General features: G+C 66.4%; 9 protein-coding genes. 6 read left to right on the top strand and 3 right to left on the bottom strand.

Annotated elements, in window-relative coordinates; genetic code table 11:
- Positions 1-113: 113 nt before the first annotated feature.
- The gene (gene rho, locus WDZ97_RS10685; protein ID WP_019919371.1) at positions 114-1,373 is read right to left on the bottom strand and encodes a transcription termination factor Rho; all 1,260 of its coding nucleotides are present in this window, start codon (positions 1,371-1,373) and stop codon (positions 114-116) included.
- A gap of 92 nt (positions 1,374-1,465) precedes the next feature.
- Complete coding sequence (gene trxA, locus WDZ97_RS10680; protein WP_008062188.1) at positions 1,466-1,792, bottom strand: thioredoxin TrxA; 327 nt, start codon at positions 1,790-1,792, stop codon at positions 1,466-1,468.
- A gap of 554 nt (positions 1,793-2,346) precedes the next feature.
- Between trxA and fdxA the strand changes: the two genes are divergently transcribed.
- From fdxA to WDZ97_RS10655, 5 genes are all read left to right on the top strand, one after another.
- A complete protein-coding gene (fdxA, locus tag WDZ97_RS10675; RefSeq protein WP_019919370.1) occupies positions 2,347-2,670 on the top strand; it encodes a ferredoxin FdxA in 324 nt (107 codons plus the stop codon).
- 38 nt (positions 2,671-2,708) lie between these two features.
- On the top strand, positions 2,709-5,372 hold the full coding sequence (locus WDZ97_RS10670; RefSeq protein ID WP_425762730.1) for a PD-(D/E)XK nuclease family protein: 2,664 nt from the start codon (positions 2,709-2,711) through the stop codon (positions 5,370-5,372).
- Positions 5,369-8,626 carry a UvrD-helicase domain-containing protein gene (locus tag WDZ97_RS10665; protein ID WP_425762729.1) on the top strand — a complete coding sequence of 1,086 codons (3,258 nt, stop codon included), beginning with the start codon at positions 5,369-5,371 and terminating at the stop codon, positions 8,624-8,626. The genes WDZ97_RS10670 and WDZ97_RS10665 overlap by 4 nt, the downstream gene beginning before the upstream one ends.
- Before the next feature lie 101 nt (positions 8,627-8,727).
- The gene (locus tag WDZ97_RS10660; RefSeq protein ID WP_020163656.1) at positions 8,728-9,177 is read left to right on the top strand and encodes a CBS domain-containing protein; all 450 of its coding nucleotides are present in this window, start codon (positions 8,728-8,730) and stop codon (positions 9,175-9,177) included.
- 73 nt (positions 9,178-9,250) lie between these two features.
- Complete coding sequence (locus tag WDZ97_RS10655) at positions 9,251-10,930, top strand: long-chain-fatty-acid--CoA ligase (protein ID WP_425762728.1); 1,680 nt, start codon at positions 9,251-9,253, stop codon at positions 10,928-10,930.
- Positions 10,931-10,979: 49 nt separating this feature from the next.
- Here WDZ97_RS10655 and WDZ97_RS10650 read toward each other — a convergent pair whose 3' ends face one another.
- Positions 10,980-11,564 carry an H-NS histone family protein gene (locus tag WDZ97_RS10650; RefSeq protein ID WP_425762727.1) on the bottom strand — a complete coding sequence of 195 codons (585 nt, stop codon included), beginning with the start codon at positions 11,562-11,564 and terminating at the stop codon, positions 10,980-10,982.
- Positions 11,565-11,620: 56 nt separating this feature from the next.
- Here WDZ97_RS10650 and ccoN point away from each other — a divergent pair, with 56 nt between their 5' ends.
- Positions 11,621-13,048, top strand: coding sequence for a cytochrome-c oxidase, cbb3-type subunit I (ccoN, locus tag WDZ97_RS10645; RefSeq protein ID WP_304011301.1), 1,428 nt, complete (start codon positions 11,621-11,623; stop codon positions 13,046-13,048).
- The last annotated feature ends 15 nt before the right edge of the window (positions 13,049-13,063 follow it).

Here is a 13,063-nt window from a genome sequence, read left to right as displayed (position 1 = left end):
CCGTTCAGCAGGCGCGAAGCAATGCTTCGCGAAACCCCTGCTTCATCCACGGTCGGCTTTGCACAGCCGACCGGTTACGCAGGCGGCGAGCAGTGCTCGCCGAAACCCCTGCTTCACCCACGTCGCATCGCGTCGAAGAACTCCCCGTTGCTCTTGGTGGCCTTGATCTTGTCGAGCAGGAATTCGATCGCTTCCAGATCGTCCATGTTGTACAGCAGTTTGCGCAGGATCCAGATCTTCTGCAGGATTTCCGGCTTCAGCAGCAGCTCTTCGCGGCGCGTGCCCGAGCGGTTCACGTTGATCGCCGGATAGACGCGCTTCTCCGCCATGCGCCGGTCAAGATGGATTTCCATATTGCCGGTGCCCTTGAATTCCTCGTAGATCACGTCGTCCATGCGGCTGCCGGTTTCGATCAGCGCAGTGGCGATGATGGTCAGGCTGCCGCCTTCCTCGACGTTGCGCGCAGCGCCGAAGAAGCGCTTCGGCTTCTGCAGCGCGTTGGCGTCCACGCCACCGGTCAGCACCTTGCCGGAGGCCGGCTGCACCGTGTTGTAGGCGCGGGCGAGGCGGGTGATCGAGTCGAGCAGGATGATCACGTCCTTCTTGTGTTCGACCAAACGCTTGGCCTTCTCGATCACCATCTCGGCGACCTGCACGTGGCGGGTGGCCGGTTCGTCAAAGGTCGATGCAACCACTTCGCCCTTCACCGAACGCTGCATTTCGGTCACTTCTTCCGGGCGCTCGTCGATCAGCAGCACGATGAGCAGCGCTTCCGGGTGATTCACGGTGATCGCGTGCGCGATGTGCTGCATCATCACCGTCTTGCCGGTCTTCGGCGGGGCCACCAGCAGCGCGCGCTGGCCCTTGCCGATCGGCGCGATCATGTCGATCACACGCGAGGTCGTGTTCTCTTCGCCACGCATGTCGCGTTCGAGCTTCAGCGGCTCGGTCGGATGCAGCGGTGTCAGGTTCTCGAACAGGATCTTGTGCTTGGTCGCCTCCGGCGGCTCGCTGTTGATGCGATCGACCTTGACCAGCGCGAAGTAGCGCTCGCCGTCCTTGGGCGTGCGGATTTCACCCTCGATGGTGTCGCCGGTATGCAGGTTGAAGCGGCGGATCTGGCTCGGCGACACGTAGATGTCGTCGGTTCCCGCCAGGTAGCTCGCTTCCGGCGAACGCAGGAAACCGAAGCCGTCGGGCAGCACTTCCAGCGCACCGTCTCCGAAAATGCTCTCGCCCTTCTTCGCCCGGTTACGCAGGATGGCGAACACGAGTTCCTGCTTGCGCAGCCGGTTGGCGCCTTCGATCTCGAAGGACTGGGCCATTTCGAGCAGCTGGCTGACGTGGAGTGCTTTCAGTTCGGAAAGGTGCATGGTGAAGATCTGCGACAGGCGGGGTGGGGAGATGGAGCGGTCTTCCGCTCCGGCGGGCTGGGCGCGGATTCGCGCCCGCCGCGGGGTAGGTGTTACAGGTGGCTGTCCAGGAAGGCGGTCAGTTGGGACTTCGACAGGGCGCCGACCTTGGTCGCCTCGACATTGCCGTCCTTGAACAGCATCAGCGTCGGAATGCCGCGGATGCCGAAGCGCGCAGGCGTTTCCTGGTTCTCGTCGATATTGACCTTGGCCACGCGCAGCTTGCCGGCGTAGTCACGCGCGACTTCGTCGAGGATGGGAGCGATCATCTTGCACGGACCGCACCACTCGGCCCAGTAATCGACCAGAACCGGCAGGTCGGCCTTGATGACCTCGGCTTCGAAACTGGCGTCGGTAACGTGGTGGATGTGTTCGCTCATTGTTTCCTCGCGGTGCTTGACTGGGAAAGTGGATTCGGTGAATCGGAAGGTCTTCGGGGGTGTATCGGGAAGAACCGGATGCCTCGTGCCGGACGCCACGGTTCGGGACGCCTGCAGGACTGGATGGATGTTGCGTGCCGAAAGGTGAGTGTCGGGTCGCTGGACTGGGTTTTCCGGCCACTCACGGAGCGGCCCGGTTCGGGGCTTGCTGAAACCCGGCCGCCGGGGTGATCACGGTATCGGCGTCCCCTGCGTCGGAGTTCAGGGTTTCTGCACTGTTTGCAAGATGCTAATACAAAAAACAGTCGGGCGTGCAGAGGCAGATGGCAAGGAAATACAAAAAGTCATGGCGACATGTCGCAGCGGCACGACAGCGTGGGCGAGGTGCCGCCCCGCCCCGGTGCTAAACTCCCGCGTCCGGAAGAGGTGCGGCGCGCCTGTGTTTCGCAGTCTGCAGGCTGCCCCCGCGCGCCGAAGCCCCTCGTGAATTCAGCCTTTTTCAGCCCATGCATGGCCTGCCTGCGAGTGCAGAGCCCCCGCCCAACGGAGAAATCATGACCTACGTCGTCACCGAATCCTGTATCAAGTGCAAATACACCGACTGCGTCGACGTGTGCCCGGTCGATTGCTTCCGCGAAGGCCCGAATTTCCTGGTGATCGATCCGGACGAGTGCATCGACTGCACGCTGTGCGTCGCCGAATGTCCGGCCGAAGCCATTTTTGCCGAGGACGACGTGCCGGCGGACCAGGTGCAGTTCATCGAACTGAATGCCGAACTGGCCAAGGAATGGCCGGCCATCATCGAGCGCAAGGACGCGCTGCCCGACGCCGACGACTGGGCCAAGGTGAAGGACAAGCTCGGCATGCTCGAGCGCTGAGCGCGCTCCCCGTTTCCTTTGTTCGCCCGCGCTGACGCATGAGCGGAGCGGGTTTCGACTCCGTCACGCTGCCCCCCGGTCCAGACCTGTTCGGCCGGGTGGCACGCATCCTCCTCGTTCGCCACGGCGACGCGCTCGCCGACTGCGACGTCCTCCTGCCGTCCATCACGCTGGCACCGGCGCTGCGCAGCGCGCTGTCGGCGGCGGCCGGCCGTGCGCTGTTCATGCCGCGCGTGCTTACGCCGCAGCTGCTGGCCGCGCGCTGGCGGGGCGATGCGGCGACCGATCCCGATTCGCGGCGTCTGCTCGGGCTGGTCGCCCAGTTGCGCCGGGTCGGCTGGCTGGGGGACGCCGACCTGTGGGCGGTCGCGCGCGAACTGATGGATCTCGCCGACACGCTGGCCGATGTGCCGGTGCCGGACGAGGCCGCGCTGGAGGGCGCATTCGCCCGGGCGCACGCGCTGCACGATAGCGCGTCGCTGTCGCTGGAGGCGCGGCTTGTTCACGCGGTGTGGCTGGCCGACAGCACCGGCACGCCCGGTCACGCCCGGGCAACGACGCAGGCGCTGTATCGCGCAGCCGCGTCTGCGCAGCGGCCCGTGGTGCTGCTGGCCGACACGCTCGATCCCGCTCCGGACTGGCTGGCTGCGTTCGCGCGACGCGTTCCGGTGCTGCACATCGGCGTGCGGCGCGCGGCGGATGAAGACGCGCTGTCGCGCGCGCTCGATGCCGCCTGGCCGGTTGCCGCCGACGACGCGCGCACGCTGTGGTCGCGCCGCGTGCCGGCGGACGCGGCGCAGCGTCTGCGCGACCGTGTGCGGCTGGTCAGTGCGCAATCGCTGGAGCAGGAGGCGCAGCATGCTGCAGCCTGCATCGCCCGCTGGCTGGCGGAGGGGCGCCGCCGCATCGCCCTGGTCGCGAGCGACCGCGAAGCCGCCCGTCGTACCCGCGCCCTGCTCGAACGCAGGCAGGTGCTGCTGGCCGATGAAACCGGCTGGAAGCTGTCCACCACGCGCGCCGCTGCGACGGTCGATGCCTTTCTGCAGTGCCTGGCGTCCGACGGCTATCACCGCGACCTGCTCGATCTGGTCCGGTCGCCCTATGTCGCGGGCGGCATGGATGCCGACACGCACGCGCGGGCGATCGCCGAGGTCGATCACTGGGTGGTGCGGCGCAATCATGTCGACGGGCTGCAGGCCTTGCTCGCCGACGCGGCGCGCGAGCTGGCCGGACGGGCGGGTGCGGCGCTGATGGTCCCGTTCGCGCAGGCGGCGAACCTGATGCCGACACAGGCGGCGCCCGCCGCCTTCTGGATCGAACGGCTGCTGGCCGCGCTCGACGCGCTGCAGGCGCGCACGGCGTTGCTGCAGGACGCGGCCGGCGCACAGGTGATCGCGCTGCTCGAACAGCTGCGCGCCGACAGCAGTGGCGTATCCCTGGCGCTGACCTTTGCCGACTGGCGTCAGTGGCTCAACGGCGAGTTCGAACGGGCGCTGTTCCGCGACACCGCGATCGACAGTCCGGTCGTGCTGACCCATCTTGCGGCGACCCGGCTGCGCGTGTTCGACGCCGTGTACGTGATCGGCGCCGATGGCGAACATCTGGCGCCGCCGCAATTGCGCGGCGTGCTCGGTCACGAGGGGCTGCGACGCGAACTGGGGCTGGCCGATACGCAGCAGGCGGCACACCAGCTGCGCGAGGACCTCGCCGGGCTGATCCTGAACAGTGACGAAATCGTGTTCAGCTGGCAGGCGCAGCGCAACGGCGAAGCCAATCTGCCCGGCGCCGACCTGCAACTGCTCGACCTGATGTTCGTGCGTGCCGGGCTGCCGAGTGCGGTCAGCGCTGCGCCGGCACAGCCCGATCCCGAGCCGGCCGCACTGCCGCGCCAGACCAGCGCACCGGTGCTCGACGCCGGACGGGTGCCGCAGCGGCTCACCGCCAGCGCGATGGCCGATCTGATGGCCTGCCCCTACCGCTACTACGCGCGCCGCGTGCTCGGTCTGGGCGAGGGCGACGAGGTCGAGGAAACGATGGGCAAGGGCAGCGTGGGCGAACTGGTGCATGCGCTGCTGCACGATTTCCATGTCGCGCATCCACGCCTGGACAGCGAGACGCCGCAGGCGCTGGCAGGCGACATGCGCGCGCGCATCGCCGCCGCCTTCGATGGCGCGATCCGCCGCAACTTCCAGGAGCACGTGTGGGCCGATCGCCTGCACGACCGCGCCGACGCCTACGTTGCCTGGGCCTGCGCGCGCGAGGCCGAGGGCTGGGTGTTCGACAGCGGCGAGCAGTCGCGCGCGCGACCACTCGACCTGCCGGACGGCGGTGCGCTGTCACTCGAAGGGCGCATCGACCGCATCGACCGTGGTGCGGCGGGCGTGTCGTTGCTCGACTACAAGCTGCGTAGCAGCGAAGCCGTGAAGAAAAGCGTGCAGGGCGGTGAAGACCTGCAGCTCGCCTTCTACACGCTGCTGGAAGGCGACACGGTGAGCGAAGCCGCCTATCTGGCACTCGACGAGCCGGCGCCGGTGCCGCATCCGCAGGCCGAGCCGCACGCTGCGGCCGAAGCGCTGCAGGGACTGATCGGAACGCTGTTCCCGGCGCTGCGTGCCGGTGCTGCGCTGCCTGCGCATGGCGACGACCGCGCCTGCGCCTACTGCGAAATGCGTGGCCTGTGCCGCAAGGACTGGCGGTCATGAACGACGGCCTGCGCGCGCTCGATCCATCCGCCAGCGTCGTCGTCGAGGCCTGTGCCGGCAGCGGCAAGACGTGGACCCTGGTGTCGCGGCTGATCCGCCTGCTGCTGGCCGGCGTGGCGCCGGGCGAGATACTGGCCATCACCTACACGCGCAAGGCGGCGCGCGAGATCGACGAGCGGCTGCAGCACTGGCTGGGTGAGCTGGCGGTGGCGGACGACGCCGGCGTGATCGCCTTCCTCGATCAGCGCGGGGTCGATGCGCGCAACGACGCGGCGCTGATCGAGCGTGCGCGCGGCTTGTTCGAACACGTCGCCGGCGCCCGCCCGGGGCTGACGATCAACACCTTCCACGGCTGGTTTTCATCGCTGCTCGGCGCCGCGCCGCTGTCGGCCGGTCTCGGCGGTCTGCAGCTGGCAGAGCGCACCGCACGCCTGCGCGACCAGGCCTGGGGTGTGCTGATGCGGCGTGCCGGCAGTGCGCCGGATGGCGAACTGGCGCAGGCGGTGCGCTGGCTGCTCGCACAGGCCGGTCTCGCCGGCGCGCGCAGCCTCGCCGAATCGCTGATCGAACGGCGCGCCGAGTGGCAGGCCTGGCTGGCTGCGCATGACGGACTCGATGGCGTGTTCGCGCATCTCGAATCCTTTTTCGGCGCCGATCGTGAAGCACCGGTCGATGCACTGGCGCAGGACGCCGCGCTGCGCGCCGCAGTGCTGGAACTCGCAAAGCTGCTGGGGCAGGGCACGGAGGCGCAGCAGCGCAAGGCGGTGGCGCTGGAGACGGCCGCCAGCCAGCACGACGCCCAGGCTTTCTTCGACGGGCTGTGCGCCGAACTGCTGACCCGCGCCGGACTGCCGATCGCGTTCAAGCCGGGCAAGTCGATGGAAAAGATCGGCGCAGCCGAGCGCACGCAGCAGTTGTTCGAGTCCTGCGCCGAGCGCCTGTTGGCCTGCCTGCACGCGCTGAGCGACCGCGCCGCCTGGGAACTGAACCGACACGCGCTGACCGTTGCTTCGGCCATGCTCGACGCCTATGACCAGGTCAAACGCGGCGCTGGCGTGCTCGATTTCGGCGACCTCGAATGGCACGCGGTGCGCCTGCTCGGCGACGCGCAGACCGGCCCCTTCGTGCAGGCGCGGCTCGACGCGCGCTACACCCACCTGCTGCTCGACGAATTCCAGGACACCAATCCGCTGCAGTGGCAGGTGCTGATGCACTGGCTCGACGCCTACGCGCCGGATCAGGTGCAGCCGCGCGTGTTCGTGGTGGGCGATCCGAAGCAGTCGATCTATCGCTTCCGCCGCGCCGATCCGCGCATCTTCGCGCATGCGCGCACGGCTTTCGCCGAGCGCTTCGGTGCCATCGACATCCGGCGCAACGAAACGCGGCGCAGCAGCCCGGCGGTGGTCGAGGTGGTCAATGCGCTGTTCGGCGCGCTCGACGTGTTCGAAGGTTTCGCGCCACACGGCACGACGCAGCTCGGCCTGCCCGGCGCGGTCGAGGTGCTGCCGGCCTTCGGCCACGACGTCGATGCGCCGGACGAAGCGACGTCTTCCGATTCGGGTCTGCGCAATCCGCTCACCACGCCGCGCGTGACGGCCGAGGACAGCCGGCGCCGTCGCGAGGCCGACGCGATGTGTGCGCGACTGCAGGCAATGGTCGGGCGGGTTGCCGTGCGCGATGCGCACAGTGGCGCGGTGCGGCCGGCGCGCTACGGCGACGTGATGATCCTGCTGCGCCGACGCACCGGTCTCGCAGTGTATGAGGCGGCGTTGCGCGCACACGGCATTCCGTACTTCGGGGCCAGCCGCGGCCGACTGCTCGACACGCTGGAGGCGGCCGATCTGCAGGCACTGCTGCGCTTCCTCGCCGCGCCGGCCGATGCGCTGGCGCTGGCGCACGTGCTGCGCAGTCCGCTGTTCGCGCTGTCCGACGCGCACCTGCTGCGCCTGACCAGCGCCGGCCCCGCACTGTGGCCGGCGCTGCGCGCTGCGCGGGGTGGCGACGACCCCGGAATGGCGCGTGCGGCGTCGCTGCTGAGCGACTGGCTGGCTGCGGCCGTGCAACTGCCGGTGCATGATCTGCTCGACCGCGTGTTCCATCACGGCGAGCTGATGCAACGCTATGCCGCCGTGGTCGATCCGATGGCCTGGCCGGGCGTGCGGGCGAATCTGGAAGCCTTCATGGAACTGGCGCTCAAGGTCGATAGCGGTCGTTTCCCCAGCATGCCGCGCTTTCTCGACGAGCTCGTACGATTGCGCAACGAGGACGACGAGGCGCCGGACGAGGGGCTCATCCTCGGGGAGGACCCGGCACGCGGTCGCGTGCGCGTGCTCACGGTGCACGCGGCAAAAGGGCTGGAGGCGCCCATCGTCTGGCTGGCCGACGCCATCGCGAAGCCGCGCGCCGACAGCGGTGCACGCGTGCTGCTGGCGTGGCCGCCGGGTGCGCCGGCGCCCGAACACCTGTCGCTGCTGCAGCGCAAGGAGAACCAGGGGCAGGCGCGCGCCCGGTTCATCGATGCCGAGGCGCGCGCTGCGGCGCGCGAGGACGCCAATCTGCTGTACGTCGCGGTTACCCGGGCGCGGCAGTTCCTGTTTGCCAGCGGCGTCAGCCCGGCGCGGGGCGTGGCCGACGACAGCTGGCTGGCGCGATTGCAGATGGCCCTGCGTGGCTGCCCGTCGGTACAGACCGCCGACGACGGTGCGCTGCGCCTGAGTGCAGGCAGGGCCGATGCGTGCCCCGACATCGATATGTTTGCCGCGGCGCCGACGGCTGCCGAAGCGCTTCCATTCACACCGGTGGGCGAGCGTCGCGTGGTCGTGCCGATGAACGACGCGCAGATCTGGGGCACCGGCCTGCACGCCTGGCTGGAGGCGCTGGCCTGCGGCGAGCCGCCGCCGCCGCGTCCGCCGGCGCTCGATGCAGCGCGCTGGAGCGAACTTGAACGGCTTGCGCGCGCCATCACCGGCAGCGCTGCGCTGCGCCGTTTCTTCGATCCGGCGCTGCATCGCTGGGCGGCCAGCGAAGTGGAATTCGTGCTGCCTGACGGCAGCCTCGGCCGCATCGATCGCCTGGTCGAGTTCGACGACGAGATCTGGATACTGGATTACAAAAGCGGGGAGGGTGCGGGATTCGCCGAAGAATATGCCGAACAGCTGAGTCGTTACGCCGAGTCGGTACGCCTGATCCGCCCCGGCAAGACGCCGTGCGCCGCACTGCTGCGGCCCGACGGGCGTCTGGATCGCCTATTCTGAACGCCGGCGCTTTGCGGCGCCGACGCTTTTGACTACCATCGACGCATGGTCATCCGCAGCGCGCACCCCGTGCCCGCGCGGCGAGGAGGAGAGTGGCAACCATGCAAGTACATGAAATCCTGCGCATCAAGGGCACCGTGCTCTACACGGTGGCACCGCAACAGACGCTGGGTAACGCAGTCGTCACGATGACCGACCTCGACGTCGGGTCGCTGGTGGTGATGGAGCATGGCCGCATGGTCGGCATGCTCACCTTCCGCGAAGTCCTGCGCTCGGTGCGGGCGTCCGGCGGCGACTGGCAGTCGCTGACCGTATCCGCCGTCATGCATCGCGATCCGGCGACCGCCCACCCGGACATGGAAGTCGACGAACTGCGCCGACTGATGCTCGAGAACCGCTGCCGCTATCTGCCCATCATGGAAGGCGATACGCTGATGGGCGTGCTGTCCTTCCACGATGTCGCACGCGCGATGCTGGAGGAGCAGAGTTTCGAGAACCGCATGCTGAAGAGCTATATTCGCGACTGGCCGATGGAAGACATGTCGGGTTGATGCCCGGCCGCACGATCATGCAGCACGCTGCCGCGTTCGCACGGCAGCGGCACGATGACGCGAGGAGGCGGTAATGGAGAAGGTGTGGCTCAAAAGCTACCCCAAGGGTGTTCCGGCCGAGATCGATCCGTCGGAGTTCATGTCGGTCGGCGAGGTGTTCGAGCGCAGCTGCCGGGAGTTCGCGGAGCGCGATGCCTATGTCTGCATGGGCAAGGCCATCAGCTACGCAGAACTTGACCGCCTCAGTGCCGCCTTCGCGGCCTACCTGCAGTCGGTGCTCGGCCTCGCGCCGGGGTCGCGCGTCGCGATCATGATGCCCAATGTGCTGCAGTACCCGGTGGCCATGTTCGGCGCGCTGCGTGCCGGCTACACGGTGGTGAACTGCAATCCGCTGTACACGCCGCGCGAGCTCGAACACCAGCTCAACGACAGCGGTGCGGAAGTCATCGTCGTGCTGGAGAACTTCGCTTCGACGCTGCAGCGCGTGATCGAGCGCACGTCGGTACGCCACGTCGTCGTCACCGCGCTGGGCGACCTGCTGCCAGCGCCCAAGGGCTGGATCGTCAATCTCGTCGTGCGCCACGTGAAGAAGATGGTGCCGTCCTTCGAACTGCCGTCGGCGGTCCGCTTCAACGAGGCGATCAAGCTGGGGTTGGGGCACACGCTGAATCCGGTCAATGTCGTGCACGAAGACATCGCCTTCCTGCAATACACGGGCGGTACGACCGGTGTGGCCAAGGGCGCGATGCTCACCCATCGCAACATCGTGTCCAACATGATGCAGGCCGATGCCTGGATACGGCCCTTCGTGAGCGGGCCGCAGATCGTCATCACGGCATTGCCGCTATATCACATCTTTGCGCTGACCGCGAATTGCCTGGTATTTCTGAAGCTCGGCGCGACCAACATACTGATCACCAATCCGCGTGACATTCCGGGTTTCGTCAAGGAACTTCAGAAATACCGCTTCACCGTAATTACCGGTGTCAATACGCTGTTCAATGCGCTGCTGAACAATCCGGATTTTGCGCAGCTCGATTTTTCCGGATTACGCGTTTCGCTGGGCGGCGGCATGGCGGTGCAGCGCGCGGTCGCCGAACGCTGGAAGAAAATCACCGGTCAGCCCTTGATCGAAGCCTACGGCCTGACCGAAACCTCGCCGGCGGTGTGCATCAATCCGCCGGATCAGAAGGAATTCAACGGCTCGATCGGGCTGCCTGTCCCGTCTACTGAAATATCGATACGTGACGACGAGGGGCGGGAGGTGCCGCCGGGTGAAACCGGGGAATTGTGCGTGCGCGGACCGCAGGTGATGAAGGGTTACTACCGTCGTCCGGCGGAAACCGCCCAGGTGATGACGGCCGATGGATTCCTGCGCACCGGCGATGTCGCCACGGTCGACGAGACCGGTTTCGTACGCATCGTCGACCGCAAGAAGGACATGATTCTGGTGTCCGGCTTCAACGTCTATCCGAACGAGGTCGAGGACGTCGTCGCCGCCTGCGCCGGCGTGCTCGAGTGCTGTGCGATCGGGCTGCCGGACGAGCATTCGGGCGAGGTGGTGAAGGTGTTCGTCGTCAGCAGGGACGCGACGCTGACCGCCGATGCGGTGATCGCCCACTGCCGGACCCAGCTCACCGCATATAAGATTCCGCGTCACGTTGAATTCCGCAGCGAACTGCCGAAGACGAATGTCGGAAAGATATTGCGCAGGGCGCTCAAGGAAGAGGCCGCGGCGGCGCGGAAGCAATGAATGAAAAAGGCACCTTGCGGTGCCTTTTTTGTGCGCGACCGAATCGAGATCAGGACACGCGGGCGGCAGCAAGTTCGTCGGCGCTCATCGCTGCAAGCCAACCCGGCTTGCGGCCGGCAGCACCAATTTCCTTGATTTCGCCAGTGGCCGGATTGCGATATTTGCCGGGCGCGATCTTCACCTTGGCTGCAGCAGCGGGGCGGCCCGAGCGACGTGCTGCACCGCCGGCAAGGCCGACATCGGAGGCCGACAGATTGTATTTCTTGATTTTGGCACGCACGTCCGAAATGACTTCTTCGAGCTCCGCCCGGCGCACTGCTTCTGCCTGTTGCTGCAGTTCCGCGATTTTTGCCATCAATTCGTCGTAGCTCTGACCGGACATTGCGTTGTCTCCATGGGTTGAGGAAATCGAATGATAAGCGCGGAAATTCATTCCGTAAATTGATTTGATCGAATTTCCGCTCGTAATTCGATCAGGGTGCAATATCATTTTGCGCGGGAAAATGCGGCCGGCATCGGTGCGCGCGCGGTAACGGTGAAAGACGGTGAAACGATAGGCCGCTTGACGTGGGTCAAGACCCGGTAGCAGGCGAGCACATAACCTTCGGGCCGGATCATGCGTGCGTGCGCCCATGCGGGCGTGGCGGTGCAATTTCAATGTGGGAGCAGGCAAAAATGAAAACAGAAGCAATGGGGTCCGTTCACGGCACCTACGACTACCGGGTGGTGCGGCAGTTCGCACTGATGACGGTGGTGTGGGGCATCGTGGGCATGCTGGTCGGCGTAGTCATTGCCGCCCAGCTGGTCTGGCCGCAACTGAACGTCGGCGAGTGGTTCCACTTCGGCCGACTGCGGCCGCTACATACCAACGCAGTCATCTTCGCCTTCGGCGGCTGTGCGCTGATGGCGACTTCGTTCTTCGTCGTCCAGCGCACCTGCCACACACGGCTGTTCGCGCCGTGGCTGGCGGAATTCGTGTTCTGGGGCTGGCAGATCGTCATCGTTGCCGCCGCCATCACGCTGCCGCTCGGCTACACATCGGGCAAGGAGTACGCCGAGCTCGAGTGGCCGATCGACGTGCTGATCACCCTCGTCTGGGTGGCCTACGCCGTCGTGTTCTTCGGCACCATCGCCAAGCGCCGCACCTCGCACATCTATGTCGCGAACTGGTTCTACGGCGCCTTCATCCTGACCGTCGCGGTACTGCACCTGGTCAATAGCGCCGCCATCCCGGCCGGCTTCTGGAAGTCCTACTCGGCCTACGCCGGCGTGCAGGACGCCATGGTGCAGTGGTGGTACGGCCACAACGCGGTCGGCTTCTTCCTGACCGCCGGCTTCCTCGGAATGATGTATTACTTCGTGCCGAAGCAGGCCGAACGTCCGGTGTATTCCTACCGCCTGTCGGTGGTGCACTTCTGGGCGCTGATCTTCACCTACATGTGGGCGGGTCCGCACCATCTGCACTACACCGCGCTGCCGGACTGGACGCAGTCGCTGGGCATGGTGTTCTCGCTCATCCTGCTGGCACCGAGCTGGGGCGGCATGATCAACGGCATCATGACCCTGTCGGGCGCTTGGCATAAGCTGCGCACCGATCCGATCCTGAAGTTCCTGATCACCTCGCTGTCCTTCTACGGCATGTCGACCTTCGAAGGTCCGATGATGTCGATCAAGACGGTCAATGCGCTGTCGCACTACACCGACTGGACCGTGGGCCACGTGCATTCGGGCGCGCTGGGCTGGGTGGCGATGATCTCGATCGGTTCGATCTACTACCTGATCCCGCGCCTGTTCGGCCAGGAAAAGATGTATTCGGTGCCGGCCATCAGCATCCACTTCTGGATGTCCACCCTCGGCGTCGTGCTCTACATCGCCTCGATGTGGATCGCCGGTGTGATGCAGGGCCTGATGTGGCGCGCGATCAACGACGACGGCACGCTCACCTACACCTTCGTCGAGAGCGTCAAGGCCAGCTATCCGTTCTGGTTCATCCGCTTCCTCGGTGGCGCGCTCTTCCTGTCCGGCATGTTCGTCATGGCCTGGAACGTGTGGAAGACCATCGCCGGCCAGAAGCCGTACAACGCACCGGTGGTGGCGCCTGCTGCCGCGCACGCCTGATCACTGGAGAAAGAC

Source organism: Methyloversatilis sp. MC4-4 (assembly GCF_049843555.1).
GTDB lineage: Bacteria > Pseudomonadota > Gammaproteobacteria > Burkholderiales > Rhodocyclaceae > Methyloversatilis > Methyloversatilis discipulorum_B.
Note: the sequence above shows the minus strand (reverse complement) of the source record. Positions and strands in the feature narration are given on the sequence as shown.

Bases quoted from the DNA above. Each gene is read 5' to 3' on its own strand.
- WDZ97_RS10660 (WP_020163656.1), top strand. From the start codon at position 8,728: ATGCAAGTACATGAAATCCTGCGCATCAAGGGCACCGTGCTCTACACG.
- trxA (WP_008062188.1), bottom strand. From the start codon at position 1,792: ATGAGCGAACACATCCACCACGTTACCGACGCCAGTTTCGAAGCCGAG.
- WDZ97_RS10655 (WP_425762728.1), top strand. From the start codon at position 9,251: ATGGAGAAGGTGTGGCTCAAAAGCTACCCCAAGGGTGTTCCGGCCGAG.
- rho (WP_019919371.1), bottom strand. From the start codon at position 1,373: ATGCACCTTTCCGAACTGAAAGCACTCCACGTCAGCCAGCTGCTCGAA.
- WDZ97_RS10670 (WP_425762730.1), top strand. From the start codon at position 2,709: ATGAGCGGAGCGGGTTTCGACTCCGTCACGCTGCCCCCCGGTCCAGAC.
- ccoN (WP_304011301.1), top strand. From the start codon at position 11,621: ATGGGGTCCGTTCACGGCACCTACGACTACCGGGTGGTGCGGCAGTTC.
- fdxA (WP_019919370.1), top strand. From the start codon at position 2,347: ATGACCTACGTCGTCACCGAATCCTGTATCAAGTGCAAATACACCGAC.
- WDZ97_RS10665 (WP_425762729.1), top strand. From the start codon at position 5,369: ATGAACGACGGCCTGCGCGCGCTCGATCCATCCGCCAGCGTCGTCGTC.
- WDZ97_RS10650 (WP_425762727.1), bottom strand. From the start codon at position 11,564: ATGGGCGCACGCACGCATGATCCGGCCCGAAGGTTATGTGCTCGCCTG.